This window comes from Kribbella antiqua, assembly GCF_004345665.1.
GTDB classification, from domain to species: Bacteria; Actinomycetota; Actinomycetes; order Propionibacteriales; family Kribbellaceae; genus Kribbella; species Kribbella antiqua.
In genome coordinates this window covers 170,159-187,267 of sequence record NZ_SLWR01000008.1, presented here as the reverse complement: position 1 = coordinate 187,267, position 17,109 = coordinate 170,159, and the positions used below count along the sequence as shown (strand labels likewise).

Below are 17,109 nucleotides of genomic sequence, written 5' to 3'. Positions count from 1 at the left end.
CTAACCTCGACTGCAGACCGTTCCCCGTCGCCGAGTCGTGGATTCGTGCTCGAAAATCCGCGTGTTGCAAGCACAAGTCCACGACTGAGCGCCGATTCAGCCGAGACCGCGCGGCACGGGCTGTCGGAGCGCGCAGGGTTGGATGTGCCTGAGGCGCCGAAGCTGCGGGCGAGTGAGCACCCGGTGCCGAGTCGTGGATTTGTGCTCGATGTCGGCAGCCAAGATCCACGACTGAGCGCCAACTCAGTCGAGGCCGCAGGCGAGAGCGCGCGGCTCGGGGTGCCGGACCGGGCGGGGTTGGATGTGCCTCAGCTGCCGGAGCTGCAGGTGAGTGCGCGCCCGGCGCCAGGGGCGGTCGAACACTCGACGCGCGAGGCGTCTGAACAGTCGACGCCGGAGACGGCCAGTCCGGAGGCGCCCGGGTCACAGGCATCCGGGTCAGAGGCATCCGGGTCAGAGGCATCCGGGTCAGAGGCATCCGGGGCGGAGCCTGCCGGGTCCGGGGCGGAGGCCGGCGAACGGTCGGGGGCGAAGGTGGTCGAGCGGTTGGGGGCGGAGGTGGCTGAAGGGCTGGGGATGGTTGAGGGGGCGTGGGCTGCTCGGACGCCGAGCCAAGCTTTGCGGGGGGCTTCGCGGCGGCAGGGGCGGGTGTATTTGCGGTTGGCTGCGCGGGTTTGGCCGGAGGTGTTGCGGTATCTGCCGGCCAACGGCGAGGTCGCGCGGCCGGTTGTGGTGGGGGTGATCGGGGCGGTGAACGGGTTGTCGGCGGAGCAGGTTGCCCGGTTGATCGCGTACGACGACGTACAGACCGTGGTGGCGGCGTCGCTGAAGTTACTCCCAGTAGATCCGGCCGACGCGGCGTGCTGGCTGGCCGGGTTGCAGGACGACATCGAGCGGCTCGTCACCGACGTCGCGCCGCTGACCGAGATCGAGAAGATCCCCGCGAACGGCGCACCGCTGATCGATCTGTTCGCGCAGAACCATGCCACCGAGAGAATGAGGTTGTTCCATGCCTGACCAGCCATCCCACCAGCACGAGCACCTGGCGTACGGCGAAGAGTCGCACTCAAGCCCGAGTAGGTCATTCCGGCTTGGGGTTGCTGGGCCGGTCGGCACCGGGAAGAGTTCGTTGATCGCGACCGTCTGTCGTGAGCTCGCCGACGAGTTGCGGCTCGGGGTGATCACCAACGACATCTACACCGACGAGGATGCGCGGTTGTTGCGGTCGGCCGGCGTACTCGATCCGGAGCGGATTCGCGCGGTCGAGACCGGCGCCTGCCCGCACACCGCGATCCGCGATGACGTGACGCCGAACCTGATCGCCGTCGAGGACCTCGAGCGCGACTTCGCCCCACTGGATGTCGTACTGGTCGAGTCCGGCGGGGACAACCTGACCGCGACCTTCTCCCCCGCGCTCGTGGACGCGCAGATCTTTGTGCTCGATGTGGCGGGCGGGGGCGACGTCGCCCGGAAGGGTGGTCCGGGGATCGCGCGGGCGGACTTACTCGTAGTAAACAAGACCGATCTCGCACAGTACGTCGGCGTGGACGTCGAGCAGATGGTGAAGGACGCGGAGGCAGCGCGGGACGGGAAGCCGGTACTCGCGCTCTCCCGCAACGACCCGGCGTCGGTCGCCCGCCTGAAGCAATGGGTCCTGTCGATGGCGAAGGTCGTCCACAGCGGCGACCACACCCCGGTCGACCCCGGCCCGATGGCACCCCACTCACACGTCGGTGAGGACGGCGAACTGATCACCCACACCCATGCCCACGCGCACTGAGAGGCCGCACATCGAGTGGCTCACCCGCACCGACGCTTGGTGGAGCGGGCGTGGGGCGGACGCGCCGGGAGGATTGAGGGAGCTGGATGGCTGCGCGCATTGAGGTTGTCGCGGATCCGGTTCGGGATCGGTGCGTGCTGACAACTGATCAGATATCACCGCGCCGGCTCGGTGGGCCGACTGGCGTCGTACGGATCGCATTGGTTGCGGCCGGCGCGTTGCTGCTGGCCGGCGATCAGGTGCGGATCGAGATCGTGGTGTCGGGGCCGGTGCGCGTGGAGATCGTCGAGACGGCCGGCACCGTCGCTTACGGGATGCGCGGGGCGTCGGCGCTTTGGGATGTCGACATCCGGCTCACCGGCGGGGCGAGTTTGCGATGGTACGGCGAACCGTTCGTCGTCTCGGCCGATGCGGACGTGACGCGGTCGACCGTCGTACGGATGGAGACCGGGTGCACGGCCGAGTTGCGGGAGTCGCTCGTACTCGGGCGGCACGGGGAAGTTGGCGGCGCGCTGCAGACGATGATGCGGGCATGGATCGGGGACGAGCTCGTGTTGGCCGAGGATCTGGATCTGTCGCCCGAGAGTCGGAGCGGGTGGGCGATTCTGGGCACTACGAGGTGTTTGGACACTGTGACCGCACTCGGCTTCCGCCTGCCTGAGGACGCTCACATCTTGCAGCTCGAGGGACCCGGATCGATCGCCCGCCGCTTGGTCCACGAACAACACGAGAGCGATCTTCAGCTGAGCTCTTAGGATCTTCGTGTGCAGACACTCGACGCGGCCGCCGCTTATGACCGAGCCGTCGGCCTCGCCAATCGCGGGCAGCGGTCGATTCTGGGGATCACCGGAGCGCCCGCGGCGGGGAAGTCGACGTACGCCGAGCAGCTCGTGGGAAAGCTGGTCGCGGACGGGCATCAGGTGGCACTGGTGCCGATGGATGGGTATCACCTGGCGCAGTCGGTGCTGGAGGAGCTTGGACTGGCGGACGTGAAAGGTGCGCCGCGCACGTTTGACGGATTCGGATTCGTTGCCTTGCTCAAGAGGTTGAAGGAGGCACCGGACGAGCAGATCTGGGCGCCTCGATTCGACCGCGGGCTGGAGGATTCGATTGCCGCGAGCATCGGTATCGCGCCGGAGGTGACGCTGGTGGCGACCGAGGGCAACTATCTGCTCTTCGACGAGATGCCATGGGCAACCGTCCGGACGCTGCTCGACGAGTGCTGGTACGTCGAGGTTCCCGAAGAGCTGCGGCATGAGCGATTGGAGGCTCGCCATCGCCAGTTCGGCAGATCGGCCGAGGAAGCGCACGAGCGTACGTACGGCACCGACGAGCGGAACGCGAGGCTGATCGCGGCCACCGCGCCGGCCGCTGACGCGATCATTCAGCTGGCCTGACCGACCCCGCCCCGCGGTGCCTACCGGTCGTCGTCGTTGCCCTAACGGGCCCGGTCCTGGCCGACTCGCTCGATGAAGGCGGCGATGCCGTCCAGGTAGAGCTGGAGACCGAAGTGGAAGTCCTGCTCGCTGTCTTCCTCGAAGCTTCCCACCTCGTCGAAGACCCCCGCCTCGAGGACGCGGGCCACGGCCGGGAGTTGGCGTGGATCGACGACCCGGGCGAGGGTGGCGCCGTACTGGCTGAAGGCGGCCGGGTTCTCGTCGTACCCGGCGGCGAGGTCGAAGGCGACGCGGATCTGGCCCTGGACGTAGGTGATCAGGCCCATCACGACGCCGACCTTGGCTTCCTCAGGCAGGCCGGTGTCCTTCAGCGCGCCGAGGGCGCAGTCGAACCAGGCGAGGTTGTTCGGGCCGGCCGGCGGGCCGGAGATGGGCAGCTTCGCGTACCAGCGGTGTCTGCGGATCGCGGTCAGTACGCCGTCGGCCCAGAAGGTCAGGCCGGTCCGCCAGTCGATGCCGTCGGGTAGCGGCTCGGGGCGCTCGAGCGCGGCGTCCGACATCAGCACGAGCAGCTCGTCCTTGCTCTTCACGTGCCGGTAGAGCGCCATCGTCGAGTTGCCCAGCCGCTCCGCCACCCGGGCCATCGAGACCGCGGCGAGGCCCTCGGCGTCAGCGAGCTCGATCGCGGCCCGAACGATGTCGTCGAGCGTCAGCGACGGCTTCGGCCCGCGCCGGCCGGTGTCCCGCAGCCGCCACATCAGCGCGACCTCGGCCGGCAGCTCACTGTTCTCCACCGCCTCAGTCTAGGGGTTGCGGATCGATATAGCGTACGTGCTACGCTATTTAGCGTATTAGATACGCAGTAAGGAGGGGGCGATGATCGTCGAGGCAACCAGGCTGCGGAAGTCGTACGGTTCGACCGAGGTGCTGGCCGGGGTGGACCTCGGGGTGCGCGAGGGGTCGGTGCTCGCTCTGCTCGGTCCGAACGGCGCGGGCAAGACCACGACCGTGCGGATCCTGACCACCCTGACCAAGCCGGATGGCGGCCGCGCGAGGATCGCCGGGTACGACGTACTCCGCGAACCGGCGCAGGTCCGGGGCGTGATCAGCCTGACAGGTCAGTACGCCGCGGTCGACGAGAACCAGACCGGCCGGGAGAACCTGGTCATGATCGGCCGGCTGATGCATCTGGGCCGGCCCACCGCGCGACGTCGTACCTGCGAGCTGCTGGAGAGGTTCGGGCTGAGCGATGCGATGGACCGGCGGGTGAAGACGTACTCCGGTGGGATGCGGCGGCGGCTCGATCTGGCGATGAGTCTGATCGCACGGCCGCGGGTGATCTTCCTGGACGAGCCGACTACTGGCCTGGATCCGGCCAGCCGGTCAACGATGTGGGACGCAATCGCGGAGCTCGTCCGCGACGGCACCACCATCCTGCTGACCACGCAGTACCTCGAGGAGGCGGACCGGCTCGCCGACCACATCGTGCTCCTCGACCACGGCCGGATCGTTGCCACCGGCACCGCCGACTCGCTGAAGGCGCAGGTGGGTGGCGAACGCATCGACCTACGCTTCGCCGACGAACCGCAGTTGCTCAAGGCAACCGGCGTACTGCGAGCTGCGGCAGCTAACGGGTTGGTGCTCAGCGTGCCGTCGGACGGGTCGGCGGGTCACCTGCATCAGGTGCTCGACGTTCTGCGGGACAACGGAGTGGAGCCGGAGCGGGTGTCGTCGCATCGGCCGACGCTCGACGACGTGTTTCTCACTCTGACCGCCTAGGAGATCGCGATGTCACATCAAGGAGTAGGTGCTGCGCTCACCGATGCGGCCACGATGATCGATCGCAGCGTGCGGCTCGCCCGGCGCAATCTGGACACGCTGTTCGCCGCGATCCTGCTGCCGTTGTTGATGATGGCGCTGTTCGTCTACGTCTTCGGCGGTGCGATCAACACCGGCACGGAATACGTCAACTACGTCGTACCGGGAATCCTGCTGCTCACCACCGGGTACGGCGCCGCGTCGACGGCGATGGCGGTCACCGACGACATGACCAGCGGGATGATCGACCGGCTGCGGTCGCTGCCGATCCACAGCTTCGCCGTGCTGACCGGGCATGTTACTGCGAGTATCGCGCGTAACGCAGCGTCGACGGCGATCGTCATCCTCGCCTCGCTGGCGATGGGCTTCCGGCCGACGGCGAGCGCCGGCGAGTGGCTGGCGGCAATCGGTTTGCTGCTGCTGTATGTGGTCGCGCTCTCGTGGCTCGCCGCCGGGCTGGGGGTGATCGCGAAGACGGTGGAGTCGGCGAGCACACTGAGCTTCTTCATGTTGTTCCTGCCGTATCTGAGCAGCGCGTTCGTGCCGCCCGAGACAATGCCGTCCTGGTTGCGGCCGGTCAGCGAGCATCAGCCGATCACGCCGACGGTCGAGGCCGTGCGCAGCTTCTTGATCGGAACGCCGATGGGCAATGCCGGCTGGATCGCGCTGGCGTGGTGTTGTGGTCTGCTCCTGTTTTCGGTCGTTCTGGCGACATCGTTGTACCGGCGCCGCACTGGCCGCTGAGCGCAGTTTTCGCACCGTTCGGCGTTTGAGTGGTTCGCTGCAGGACGAATCGATTCGGTGATGACCCCGCCCCGGGGTTACCGTCGAGGTCCCCCCAACGTGTGGAGGTCCCACTCCCCCCGGGACCCACACGGACAAGCGCCCCGATCTCCGATCGGGGCGCTCTGTTGTTCAGGGGCAGTTGCCGGCCCGCCGAGTCTGCTGCTCGGGGTTCTTCCGCCGCCGGGTCTGTTGCGCCGGGAGTTCTTCCGCCGCCGGTCTGGTCCGGAATCGCCGTACGGCGGTCGGATCCGGCGTACGGCGGTCGGATCCGGCGTACGACGGCCTGCGCCGGAGAGGCGGCTTCGGCGTACGACGGCCTGCTCCGGAGCCCGGGAAAATCCGCGCAAAAAACTTGTCGAGGTGATGTCGAATCCGGCTCCGCTGGTCCGACGTATCAGTAAGAGCGACCAAAGGAGAGGGTCAGAATGAACACCACCACCGACACCACCGTCACCACGATGATCGTCACCATGCTGGCCGAGGGAAGCCCGGTCTGGTACGTCGCGGGCATGGTCAACATGCGCAGTCACGACGTCTACATGATCGGCCGAGCCGCCGGCTACCCGGACAAGGCCAAGCTGCGCCGGGCGGTCTGGGCGCAGAAGAACCGCACCCGCGTTCCGCAAGCCGCCTGAACCTGCTCACCTCTTCAGGCGCTCCAGAAGCAAACGTCAGCCGCTGCTGCCCATCCCGGGCGACAGCGGCTGACGTCTGTCTGGCGTGGGGCTGGATGCACGGTTGGGTGGGGCTAGCCCCACTCCTCTGCCGATCTGGCGGATTTCGCGTTCCGGTTGGTGCACAGTGAACTTACTGACAGTAGCTAGGAGGGTTTTTCCGGTGGTGAACGTTTTCGTGGGGTTCGTCCGGGCATGTGTGGTGCTGGTCGTCAGCATGCTGGTGCCCGCCGTTTGGGCTGCCGGCGTGGGCTTGGCGATCTGGTGGCGGAACCCGTGGACGTGGATCGCACCGCTGGTGTGGGTCTGCGTCGGCACTCTCCTGCTGGCCCGGCCGGTCTGCCGGATCGCTCGCTCCCTCGTCGCCCGCTGGACAGGCACGGTCATCCTCGCCGGTTATCGGGAGCCCGGGGCGGTGACGCAACTGTCCACCGGCTACTGGTGGAACGGCTATTCGTACGAGCGCAGTCGCCGGGATGCGGAGAAGGATCTGGCGATGCGGGTGCGCTGGAAGGATCCCGCGAACTGGCGTGACCTGAGGTTCACGGCGATCCTCGCAGTCACCGCCGGCCTGGCCGCGGCAGTTCCGCCCGCCGGAGTCGTGACCGCCGTCCTCGGCTTCTCCCAGTCAGAGCCGCTGCTCGGCGCGATCGGAGCAGTCGTGGCCGTAGCGAGTGCGCCGTACGCCTGGCGAGTGTTCGCGCCGGTCGCCGTACGCTTCCTGCGGCCGACGCCGGCGATGGCGCTGGCGGATCGGGTCGATGAGCTGACCGCGCAGCGGGCCGACGCGACGGTCGCGCAGGCCGCCGAGATCCGCCGGATCGAGCGGGATCTGCACGACGGCGCGCAGGCACGCCTGGTCGCGCTCGGACTCTCGCTGGCGACCGCGGAGAAGCTGATGGAGACCGACCCGCGCCAGGCCAAGGCGCTGCTGCGCGAGGCGCGAGTCGGAGCCGCCAGTTCGTTGTCGGAGCTGCGCGAGCTGGTCCGCGGCATCAACCCGCCGGTGCTGAACGAGCGGGGGCTGGTCGACGCCGTACGCGCGCTGGCCATGGACTGCCCGGTCGAGACGGCCGTCACTGCTGAGGGTGAGCTGCGTCTGGATCCGCCGATCGAGTCCGCCGTGTACTTCGGAACCGCCGAACTGCTGACCAACGCGGTCAAGCACGCGCACGCGACCCAGGCTCACATTTCCATCGCGCTGGACGACGTCGCCATAGTCGTAGAAGTCGAAGACAACGGTCGGGGTGGCGCGGAGGTGAGTGCGGCGGGCGGCCTCGCGGGGCTGCGGCGGAGGCTCGCCGCGTTCGACGGCACTCTGGAGGTCAGCAGCCCGGCCGGCGGGCCGACTCGTGCGAAGATGACGGTGCCATGCGAATCGTTGTAGCCGAAGACCTCTATCTCCTGCGGGACGGAATGGTCCGTCTCATCGAGGCCTACGGACACGAAGTCGTGGCGACCGCAAGCACCGGGCCAGAGACGGTCGACGCCCTGCTCAAGTGGCGGCCGGACGTTGCCGTCATCGACGTACGGATGCCGCCGAGTCAGTCTGACGAGGGCCTGCGAGCCGCGCTGGCCGCTCGGCGCGAGGTGCCTGGCTTGCCGGTTCTGATTCTGTCCCAGCATGTCGAGCAGTTGTACGCGCGGGAGCTGCTGGCCGACGGCGCTGGGGGCATCGGCTATCTGCTCAAGGAGAGCGTTTTCGACGCCGATCAGTTCATCGACGCGCTGGAGCGTGTCGCGGCCGGTGGGACTGCCATGGACCCGGCGGTCATCAGCAAGCTGTTGTCCAGCGGCTCGTCGAACCGGCGACTCGACCGGCTGACCGAGCGCGAGCACGACGTACTCAGCCTGATGGCCGAAGGTCTGTCGAATCAGGCGATCGGGCAACGGCTCTTCCTCAGTGACAGTGCCATCAGCAAGTACACGACGTCGCTGTTCGGCAAGCTCGGCCTCACCGATGACGACAGCAACAATCGCCGCGTGCTCGCCGTCCTGACGTATCTGGGGCTTTCATGAACGTGACCGATTACCACACAGCGGGCGAGCCTTTCCGGATCGTGACCGAGGGTTTCCCGGAGATCCGCGGTACGACGGTGGCTGAGCGGCGTGAGTACGCGATGGGCTCCGCGGACGTTGACGCGATCCGGCAACTACTGGTGAACGAGCCGCGTGGGCACGCGGACATGTACGGCGGCTTCGTTGTGCCGGGCAACGACGATGGCGCGCACCTCGGTGTGCTGTTCTGGCACAAGGACGGATACTCAACCGCTTGCGGACACGGGACGATTGCCTTGGGCACCTGGGCGGTCGAGAGCGGAAGAGTTCCGGCTCCGGCCGATGGGGATACGGAGGTCGTGATCGACGTGCCGTCCGGACGAGTCGTTGCCCGGGTCACCTGTTCTGGTGGTGCGGTCGACAGGGTTGCCTTTCGCAACGTTCCGTCGTACGTCGATCGTCGTGGCGTGCCGGTGTCGACCTCGCGTGGCGAGGTGCAGGCGGATATCAGTTTCGGGGGCGCGTATTACGCCTCGGTCGCGGCGTCGTCGGTCGGGCTGTCGGTGACGCCTTCCAACTATGTCGATTTGATCGCGGTCGGGCGTGAGATCAAGTGGGCGCTGGACTCGCAGACCGTGCATCCGACGGATCCACGGCTGAGCGGTCTCTACGGGACGATTCTGTACGACGATCTCGGACAGGGCGCGGCTGGTCCGCATCAGCGGAACGTCGCCGTCTTCGCGGATGGCGAGGTGGACCGGTCACCTTGTGGCTCGGGTACGTCGGCGCGGCTTGCGCTGCTGTACGACGAGGGGCGAATCGGGCCTGGTCAGGTGCTGCGGCATGAGTCGATCGTCGGTACGACGTTCCTCGGGCGGGTGGTCGAGGAGGTGGCCGGCGGGGTTGTCACCGAGGTCGAGGGCGCGGCGTACCGCACCGGCACCGCCACGTTCACCCTCGACCCCCGCGACCCCCTCGGCACCGGCTTCACCCTGCGCTGACAATCCCAGCCGCCGACCATCCCGGCGCTGACCACCTGGCGCGACCTCACCGTCTCGGCGGAGGCTTGCGGCGTACTGAAGGCGATGCGGGATGGGCACTAGCATCGGGACTGTTGCCTATCGGAGGTTGCTGCTCATGATCTTCATCACCGCCAAGTTCCGCGTCCGTCCCGAACACGCCTCGAACTGGCCGTCCATCGCCGCCGACTTCACCAAGGCGACTCGCGCGGAGCCGGGCTGCCTGTGGTTCGACTGGTCCCGCTCGATCGACGACACCGACGAGTACGTTCTGGTCGAAGCCTTCGCCGACGACGACGCCGCCTCCGCCCACGTCACCTCGGCCCACTTCAAAGCCGCCCAGCAGACGCTCCCGCCGTGCCTGGTCGAGACTCCTCGCATCGTCAACTTCAAACTCCCCCAGGACGACTGGTCCGAATTGGGCGAACTAGCTGTTTGACGGTACGACGACGGTGTTCTGGGCGGCTGCGATCCGCCAGGTGTCGTCGTCCTTGGCGAGGAAGTAGACCGGGCTGCCGTGTTCGACCGGCAGTTCGGCGGTCGAGCCGACCCGGCGCGCGTAGGTCTGGTTGACGTTGACCACCGCGATGTCGGGGCGGACGAACAGCAGGTGGTCCGGGACGTAGCTGGCGTACGAATCCTTCGTTGCCCCAGGCAACACGCGACTGGTGAACTCGGCAATGGTGTCGCGACCGTAGAGACGCTTGCCGTGTCCCGTCACCCACAACGCGTCCTTGCGGAACAGAGCAACGAAGGCTTCCACGTCTTCGTTGCTCTGGGCCTCTTGAACGGCGTCGACCAGCGCCAGGATCGCGTCGACATCGGCTTGACCAGGGATCTGACCTTCGATCTTCATGCCCCAGATCGTGCAAGTTCAACTTGACTTGAGGTCAAGCTCCCGGGCCGGGGCCCGCCGACTGAGGTCGCGGACGACGTACGCCGCATCCTTGCCGACGCCACCGATCGTGTGCGAGTTGAACATGTACTGGAACTCCTGGCCCAGTACATAGAGCCCGGGCTGCCCGGTCACGCAGCCACGCTCGCTGGCGAGCCGCCCCGACGAGTCCAAGCCTGGCAGGTCGACCCAGGCGAAGTCGGACTTGAAGCCCGTGCACCAGATGACGTTCGCTACGTCCACCAGGTCGCCGTCCTCGGTTTGCGGGACGCCGTCGACCACGCCGGCAATGCGGGCGATGCGCTCGATCCCGACCGCCAGCAGGTCCTTCTCCTTCTGCCGGATCAGGAGCTCGCCGTGGCCCTCGAGCGCCTCGGCCTGCACCTTGCGGCCCGGCTTCTTCTTCTCGGTCAGGATGTGCTCCCAGACCCACCAGATTACCGGGAACGTCAGCTTTCCCTGCCAGCCACGCATCTCGATCGGCAGGTAGCCGACGTTGCGGCCGGCCAGCAGCACCTTGTGCGTCTTGCCGACCTCGACCCCGATCTCGGCACCCGAGTTCCCGGCGCCGACGATGAGCACCGTGCCCGGCTGCAGCTGACCGGGGTTGCGGTAGTCGGCCGAGTGCAGCTGCACGATGTCCGGCGACAGTTCGCCGGCGAAGGCCGGGATCTTCGGCACGCGGTGTGCACCGGTCGCCAGGATGACGTTGCGGGTGAGAAACGACTCCGAGCCGGCGGTCACCCGGAAACCTTCGCCCTCGCGGAACAGCCCGTCCACATGCACTCCGAGGCGTACCGGCAGTTCGAACTGCTCGGCGTACCGCTCCAGATAGCTGAGCAGCTCTTCCCGTGACGGGAACGTGTAGCCGCCGCCGAACTCGGCGCCAGGCAGGCTGTCCCGTATGGCCGGTGTGAAGAGTGCGAGCGAGTCCCAGCGGTTGAGCCACGATCCCCCGACTCGGTCCGCCGCGTCCAGAATCACGAACGGCTCGCCGCGCTGGGCGAGGTGGTAGCCGGCTGACAGACCAGCCTGTCCGGCCCCGATCACTACTGTTTCGTACTGCATAGCCCCTCCTTCGGTTGTGTCGAAGGTAGGAGCGCGAGCGTCGGCGCCGCGTCGGTGAAATCACCCAACCGCCGGTAGTGGGTGACTGGGTACCTGTCAGACCAGCTTGTGTTCGAGGCCGTACGCCGTTGCCGCGGACCGGGACGAAACACCCAGCTTGGTGAAGATGTTGCTCACGTGCCGGTCGACAGTCCGCTCACTCAGCACCAGGCGGGCCGCGATAGCGCGATTGGTCGCACCTGTCGCGACAAGTCGCAGTACTTCGACCTCACGCGGAGAGAGCAGCTGGTGGTCAAGCTTGAGATCCGGTACGGCGCCAAGCTGCTCGAACAGCTGCGCAGCTGTCACCGACTCGCGCTCTGCCGACTCGGTGTCGCCGAGCGCCCGGCAGGCATCCGCGATCAGCAGACGCGTACGTGCTTCCTGGTACGGCGCGTGTAGCTCGACCCAACGGCGGAGCGCCGACCGCGCCGGGGTCAGCGCAGCGTCCGGCCGGCCCTCGGCGAGCCGGAGCATCGTCTGCGCCTGGGCATCCAGGGCGTGCACGATGCTGGTGCGGCACTTGTCCGCCAGCTTGTTTAGGTCGTCGGCCGCACAGGTGGCCGCTTCGGTGTCACCTACCACCAGCAGGATCTCGGTCGCGGCGTAGGTGACTTCCACCCGCTTGGCATCGTCCTGCCCCTCAGCCAGGCAGCGACGGATCATCGCGGCAGCTGCCTCCACACTGCCCTGCGCCAGGCGCAGCAGCGCCAGCCCTGGCTGCGGGTCGTAGCCGAGCCGGCCTGACTCGGAGAAGCACTCCTCAGCCTCTGAGAAGCGTCCCTGAAGCCGATCGAGGTTCCCGCGTACGTACGCCGCGCAACCAGCCGCCCAGACGTCGACATCTGCCGAGCTGACCCGGGCCAAGTCGGCACGGGCATCGGTCCAGGCGCCCCGCAACTGCTTGAGCTCGGCACGTCGTACCTTGCACTCGCCGGTGAAGTTGGCCAGCTCGGGCTGGCTCTCACACCAGCGGGTCATCGCGGCGGTCCACTCGGTGGCGCGGGTGAGCTCGTACACCGTCCAGCAGCCGGAGATTGCACCGCAGTACACGATGCCGGTCACCATCGGCGAGAGCGAGCCGGAGTTCAGCTCGACCATGGCCTCGTCGAGCTTCGCCAGGCCGTCCGCCGTACGACCGGACTGGAGTAGCAGCAGGCCCTGCTGGTGCAATGCCAGGCCGACCAGATCGCTGCTGCCGAGCCGCCGGCCAGCGGCGACCGCCTCAGCGCTGATAGCCACCGCCTGCTCGAGGTCGTCGACTGTGAACGCCCGGCTCATGCCCAGGACGGCCGCGGGTATCGAGTCGGTGCCGTCCTCCTCGATCAGCCGTGCGGCGCGCGACAGCCAGCCGCCACCGACGACCACGTCGCCGGAAGCCATCCGCTGCATCCCCGCCCAGAGCGCCGCGCCAGCCGCGCCGAGCAGGTCCCCCTGGGCTAGCTGCTGCTCGTACGCGCGCTCCCTGATGGCGTAGTACTCGTCCATCCGCCCCGCCAGCATCGCCGCGATCGCGTACCGGTCGAGGTCGTCGGCGTCCAGTTCACCCGCGGCGCCGTACAGCTCAAACGCACGAGACCAGGCCCGCGCCTCATAGGCACTCCTGGCCTCCGCTACCCCGTCCACCAGACCAGTATCAGCCGCCACGCTCGATTCGGTACTCACCGAACCGCCCACCCGACCCCTCCGACAGCACTACTGACCCCCAGCCGCCACCACATCAGGGTTTTCGACGACTTGCGACAGGGATCGACCCTGACGCCGGCGAACGAGGAACAGGCCGACGGCACCGCCGATCAGGGCGGTGATGACGAGTAGGAGCCACCAGGGGAGGGTCCAGGTGTGGGTTGTGGCGGTTTGGGCTGGGAGGGGGGCGGTGGAGCCGGCTGCGTCGGTTTGGAGGGGGGTTACGGAGACTGTGCCGGTGAGGCGGAGGAAAGGGGTCAGGCCGTGGATGGGTAGGGAGGCTTGCCAGGACTCGCCGGGGAGGAGCTCGGGTGAGTCGGCGGATTCAGGGGCGCTGACGCGTTTGAGGCCGAAAGGGCCTGCGACGGTGGCTGTGGGCCGGGCCGCCAGGACGGTGTTGCCGGTGTTGTGGACCGTGTAGGTGATCGTGCTGTTGCCGCCTGCGTAGTTCAGCTTCAGCTTCTCCACCGACAGAGCTGGCTGGAGTGCACCGCTCACTCGGAGGCTGATGCGGAGCGCGAGGCGGCGGTCCACGTCGTTGGAGGTCAGCGAGGTGATGATGCCGCCCACGTGGTCGCCTGGCGTGGCGTCGGCTGGGATCGTGACGGTGAACGGCACCTGGACGGACTGGCCCGGTGCGACCTTCACCTGGCTCTGGTTCGCGTAGACCCACGCGCCTACGCCGGTCGACTTCGCGTCCTTGGTGAGCAGGTCGAGCTTCCCGGCGTCGTTGGTGAAGCCGTCTGCCGCGTAGACGGCCAGGTCGAGCGGTGTCTTGCCGTGGTTGGCGACCACGAGCCCGTCACGGACCTGATCGCCTGGGTTGACGGTGTAGCTGTAGTTCGGGCGATCCGAGCCGAGGCTGTTGGCCGCCGTACTGACTGTCCAGGGGACGTCGTCAGCTGCCGCAGCTGATACGGGGCTGATGAAGCCGAGTGCCGCGAGCAAGACGGCTGCCGTCGTACGGAACATCGAGTGGTCCTTCTAGACGGGGTGGGCTCCGACAGAGCCCACCCCATCCGGTGTCAGCTCACTGACGTGAGGGTTGTGGTGTCATCGTTCTGCTGAGTCGTCCAGCCCTGGACCGGTGCCGGATCGCCGAAGTGGCCGTTGCCGCGGTACGGGTGTACGACGACCTTGTCGACCAGCGAGCCGACCGGCTTGGCCGGGGTGGCTCCGCTGTCCGGACCACACCACGACACCTTGCCGAGCTCCACGGCCGCGTCGGGAGCGGCACAGGTACCACTGCGCACGTCCTCCACCACGAGCTTGTTCTTGTGTACGTCGACCTTGACGTAGGTACGGACGTGCTCCTGGTTCTCCACCGAGTTGGCCCAGTGGTTCTTGGGGTTGAGCGGGTCCGGACCGTAGTTCGGGTCCTGAGTGGTGTCAGGAGCCGTCAGGTCGTAGTACTTCGAACCGGACGCCGAGTTGGCCGTCACGTAGATGACTCCGCCGGGTCCCTGCGCCACCTGGGTCGCGCCAGGCTGCTCGGCCGGGTTGGCCTTCTTGCCGTTCTTGATCACGTAGCTGCGGGAGTAGCTGTGGTCGTGCCCCTGCAGCACCAGGTCGACGCCCAGCTTCGAGAACGCCGTCGGGAAGTCCTGCCGGCGCTGCTGGTTGTCGGCGTCGTTGGCGTGGTCGGCCGGCGAGTAGATCGAGTGGTGGTACACGAGCACCGTGTACTTCGCCTTGGCGCCGTACTTCTTGACGACGTCGGTGATGTAGCCGACGTGTGCGGCGTCCGCACCGCTGGCGTAGGCGTTGCTGTTCAGGTCGATGAACAGGACGTCCTTGTAGATGTAGAAGTAGTCGCCGCCGGACGTCGTGCCCGGGTCACCCTTGTAGAAGGCCGTCGAGCGGTCGGTGTTCGGAGTCCAGAAGTGCTGCTCGTACGCCTTGCCGCCGACGTCGTGGTTACCGATGGTGGCGGCCCACGGGTACTGGCGGAGCTTGTCCGGGGCGAGGAACGCGTCCCACTGGGTCTCGGTGTTCGCGGTCTCGACCTGGTCACCACCCGACACCAGCAGCTCGGTGTTCGGGTTGGCGGTGAGCGCGACGTTCAGGGTGTCCTGCCAGCCGGCGCCGTCCTTGGCGACGTTGCCGGACGAGCCGATCTGCGGGTCGCCGAAGAACAGGAAGCTGAAGTCGCCGTCGAAGTCCTGCGTCTTGAACGAGTACGTCGGGCTCCAGCCGCCGCCGGTGCCGACGCGGTACGAGTACGACGTGTGCTCACGGAGACCGTCGATCGTCGCGTGCCCGTTGTAGCCGCCGTTGACGCTGTTCGCGGCCACACTGGCCGAGAAGGTGGTCGCGTTCTTCGGGAACTGGCCGTGAACCAGTCGCGAGGTGGGAGCGACCTGCACCACCTGTGCCGTGCCGGCCGAGGAGTACCAGCTGACGACGCGCTGGGACTCGTTGGCGCCGACGCCGAGGATGATGCCGGAGGTGGTGACGGGGTCGGCTGCGTGGGCCGCTCCCCCGAACGCCGTGGCGGTCGCAACGACCGCCGCCGTGACGCACGTGGCCACACGGGTCCGTGCCCAGTTGCTGAGCTTCATCGAGTGTCCGTCCGTTACTAGTGACGAGTTGAGCCAGACAGGCCCATCGGAGAGCGTCCGCCTCGCCGGTGGATCACGGGTGAACGAGGGTTTACCACCCGCGCTACAACACCCGTCTCAGAGCCGCTGCACAAACCAGACCAAGCCAGCTACCGACACACCGGCCGCGATGAAGCCAGTGGTCCACAGTGCGACCGTCGGCGCTTTGCGACGCAGCAGAGCCAGCAGGGGGAATGTTAGTGCGATCAGCGTCAGTTGCACGGTCTCTATGCCCACGTTGAACACCAGGAGCGACCACAGCAGCGTCCACGACCACGCCTGCTGGATCCCCAGCGCACCCGCGAAGCCGACGCCGTGGACGAGGCCGAAGCAGAACACGACGCCCAGCCGGGTCCATCCGGCCCGGTCGAGGCTCACATGACTGCGACCACTGGTCTCGAGGTCTGTCGCGAGCCGTCCGCGCCGCCAGAGCCGCCACAAGTGCCAGAACGCGACGATCGCGATCGACAGCGCGATCACCGGCTCGATGAACGACGGAGACACGTGTACGACGCCGAGCGCCGCCAGGATGAAGGTGACCGAGTGGGCCAGCGTGAAGGTCGTTGCCGCCAGCACTATCTCGCGGAGCCGGCGTGATCCTGCGATCAGGGCGAGCAGGAACAGAATGTGGTCGAGTCCGGTGAGCAGATGCTCCGCCCCGAGCCGGAAGAACTCCCAGAACCGCTCTGTCCAGGACTGGTGCGTGGAGAACGACGGGTGCTCGGAGTCGAGCGCACTACTACCCTTCTGCAGATCGAGGTCGTAGGTGACGATCGTCTTGGTCCCCTTCACATAGCCCTCGCTGTCAGGGAACAGACCACTCCGTACCTCGTGCGCGTCGGCCTTCTCTGGGCAGCTGTAGTCCAGGTCCATGAACGCGTACGGGACGCCCTCGCGCTGCTCGATCCTGAAGTCGCCTTGCTGCGTCGCCGTACAGGCGTGACCGTCGACGGCGATTGCGAAGCGATCGGTGACGTACTTGGTGACCGAGCTGGCGTCGGTCGTCAGCGCTGCGGCTTGTTTGACCGAGTCGCCGGCGTCGAAGGCCGCCGTACCGAGTTTGAAGAGCGCATCGTTCTTCTGGTAGTCAGCGGTGGATACGACGAGCAGGTCGTACTCGAGGCCGAGTTCGGCCCGGACATGTCCCTTGGCCGGCGCGGTCAGGTCGACGTACACGGTGGAGCTGAAGCCGTGGGCTTGAGCGGGTACGGCGCTCAGCAGGAGGACCAGTGCGGCGGCGAGGACGGAGGCGCACCGGCGGGTGAAGGCCAGCATGCAGCGCACGCTGCACCTGTTCGGTGAACGACTGTGGGACGGTGAGCGAACGCTGGACGCACCCCCTCTGGGAA

At 67.3% G+C, this 17,109-nt stretch carries 18 protein-coding genes; 11 read left to right on the top strand and 7 right to left on the bottom strand.

Annotated elements, in window-relative coordinates:
• Positions 1-45: 45 nt before the first annotated feature.
• The 4 genes from EV646_RS40850 (at position 46) to EV646_RS23210 (ending at position 3,177) form a co-directional block, all read left to right on the top strand.
• Positions 46-1,017: an urease accessory protein UreF gene (locus tag EV646_RS40850; protein WP_338419273.1), complete on the top strand. Its 972-nt coding sequence runs from the start codon at positions 46-48 to the stop codon at positions 1,015-1,017.
• The gene (gene ureG / locus EV646_RS23220; RefSeq protein ID WP_241996272.1) at positions 1,010-1,780 is read left to right on the top strand and encodes an urease accessory protein UreG; all 771 of its coding nucleotides are present in this window, start codon (positions 1,010-1,012) and stop codon (positions 1,778-1,780) included. The genes EV646_RS40850 and ureG overlap by 8 nt, the downstream gene beginning before the upstream one ends.
• 86 nt (positions 1,781-1,866) lie before the next feature.
• A complete protein-coding gene (locus EV646_RS23215) occupies positions 1,867-2,535 on the top strand; it encodes an urease accessory protein UreD (RefSeq protein WP_132151937.1) in 669 nt (222 codons plus the stop codon).
• Between the two features lie 9 nt (positions 2,536-2,544).
• Positions 2,545-3,177: a nucleoside/nucleotide kinase family protein gene (locus EV646_RS23210; protein ID WP_132151935.1), complete on the top strand. Its 633-nt coding sequence runs from the start codon at positions 2,545-2,547 to the stop codon at positions 3,175-3,177.
• A 41-nt stretch (positions 3,178-3,218) separates the two neighbouring features.
• Here the strand turns inward: EV646_RS23210 and EV646_RS23205 are convergent, their stop codons facing one another.
• Positions 3,219-3,971: a TetR/AcrR family transcriptional regulator gene (locus EV646_RS23205; RefSeq protein WP_241996271.1), complete on the bottom strand. Its 753-nt coding sequence runs from the start codon at positions 3,969-3,971 to the stop codon at positions 3,219-3,221.
• A gap of 82 nt (positions 3,972-4,053) precedes the next feature.
• On the opposite strand from EV646_RS23205, the gene EV646_RS23200 reads away from it, so the two are divergent.
• The 7 genes from EV646_RS23200 to EV646_RS23170 all read left to right on the top strand — a co-directional run bounded on the left by EV646_RS23200 (position 4,054) and on the right by EV646_RS23170 (position 9,911).
• Complete coding sequence (locus tag EV646_RS23200; protein ID WP_132151933.1) at positions 4,054-4,956, top strand: ATP-binding cassette domain-containing protein; 903 nt, start codon at positions 4,054-4,056, stop codon at positions 4,954-4,956.
• Positions 4,957-4,965: 9 nt separating this feature from the next.
• Complete coding sequence (locus EV646_RS23195) at positions 4,966-5,739, top strand: ABC transporter permease (protein WP_132151931.1); 774 nt, start codon at positions 4,966-4,968, stop codon at positions 5,737-5,739.
• 467 nt (positions 5,740-6,206) lie between these two features.
• On the top strand, positions 6,207-6,416 hold the full coding sequence (locus EV646_RS23190; protein WP_132151929.1) for a hypothetical protein: 210 nt from the start codon (positions 6,207-6,209) through the stop codon (positions 6,414-6,416).
• A 205-nt stretch (positions 6,417-6,621) separates the two neighbouring features.
• A complete protein-coding gene (locus EV646_RS40675; protein WP_277875132.1) occupies positions 6,622-7,842 on the top strand; it encodes a sensor histidine kinase in 1,221 nt (406 codons plus the stop codon).
• A complete protein-coding gene (locus EV646_RS23180) occupies positions 7,827-8,474 on the top strand; it encodes a response regulator transcription factor (protein WP_132151927.1) in 648 nt (215 codons plus the stop codon). The genes EV646_RS40675 and EV646_RS23180 overlap by 16 nt, the downstream gene beginning before the upstream one ends.
• A complete protein-coding gene (locus EV646_RS23175) occupies positions 8,471-9,454 on the top strand; it encodes a proline racemase family protein (protein ID WP_132151925.1) in 984 nt (327 codons plus the stop codon). Before EV646_RS23180 ends, EV646_RS23175 begins: the two co-directional genes overlap by 4 nt.
• 91 nt (positions 9,455-9,545) lie before the next feature.
• Entirely contained in the window at positions 9,546-9,911 is a 366-nt protein-coding gene (locus EV646_RS23170) for a putative quinol monooxygenase (RefSeq protein WP_241996270.1), read from the top strand.
• Here the strand turns inward: EV646_RS23170 and EV646_RS23165 are convergent.
• The 6 genes from EV646_RS23165 to EV646_RS23140 all read right to left on the bottom strand — a co-directional run bounded on the left by EV646_RS23165 (position 9,900) and on the right by EV646_RS23140 (position 17,035).
• Positions 9,900-10,328, bottom strand: a complete 429-nt coding sequence (locus tag EV646_RS23165) for an SgcJ/EcaC family oxidoreductase (protein ID WP_132151923.1) — start codon at positions 10,326-10,328, stop codon at positions 9,900-9,902. The genes EV646_RS23170 and EV646_RS23165 overlap by 12 nt on opposite strands.
• Before the next feature lie 18 nt (positions 10,329-10,346).
• Positions 10,347-11,435: a flavin-containing monooxygenase gene (locus EV646_RS23160; protein ID WP_132151921.1), complete on the bottom strand. Its 1,089-nt coding sequence runs from the start codon at positions 11,433-11,435 to the stop codon at positions 10,347-10,349.
• A gap of 96 nt (positions 11,436-11,531) precedes the next feature.
• Positions 11,532-13,100: a helix-turn-helix transcriptional regulator gene (locus EV646_RS39710; protein WP_132151919.1), complete on the bottom strand. Its 1,569-nt coding sequence runs from the start codon at positions 13,098-13,100 to the stop codon at positions 11,532-11,534.
• 69 nt (positions 13,101-13,169) lie between these two features.
• A complete protein-coding gene (locus EV646_RS23150) occupies positions 13,170-14,132 on the bottom strand; it encodes a COG1470 family protein (protein ID WP_132151917.1) in 963 nt (320 codons plus the stop codon).
• Between the two features lie 53 nt (positions 14,133-14,185).
• Complete coding sequence (locus EV646_RS23145) at positions 14,186-15,721, bottom strand: purple acid phosphatase family protein (RefSeq protein WP_132151915.1); 1,536 nt, start codon at positions 15,719-15,721, stop codon at positions 14,186-14,188.
• A 117-nt stretch (positions 15,722-15,838) separates the two neighbouring features.
• Positions 15,839-17,035, bottom strand: a complete 1,197-nt coding sequence (locus EV646_RS23140) for a HupE/UreJ family protein (RefSeq protein WP_132151913.1) — start codon at positions 17,033-17,035, stop codon at positions 15,839-15,841.
• Between the last annotated feature and the right edge of the window lie 74 nt (positions 17,036-17,109).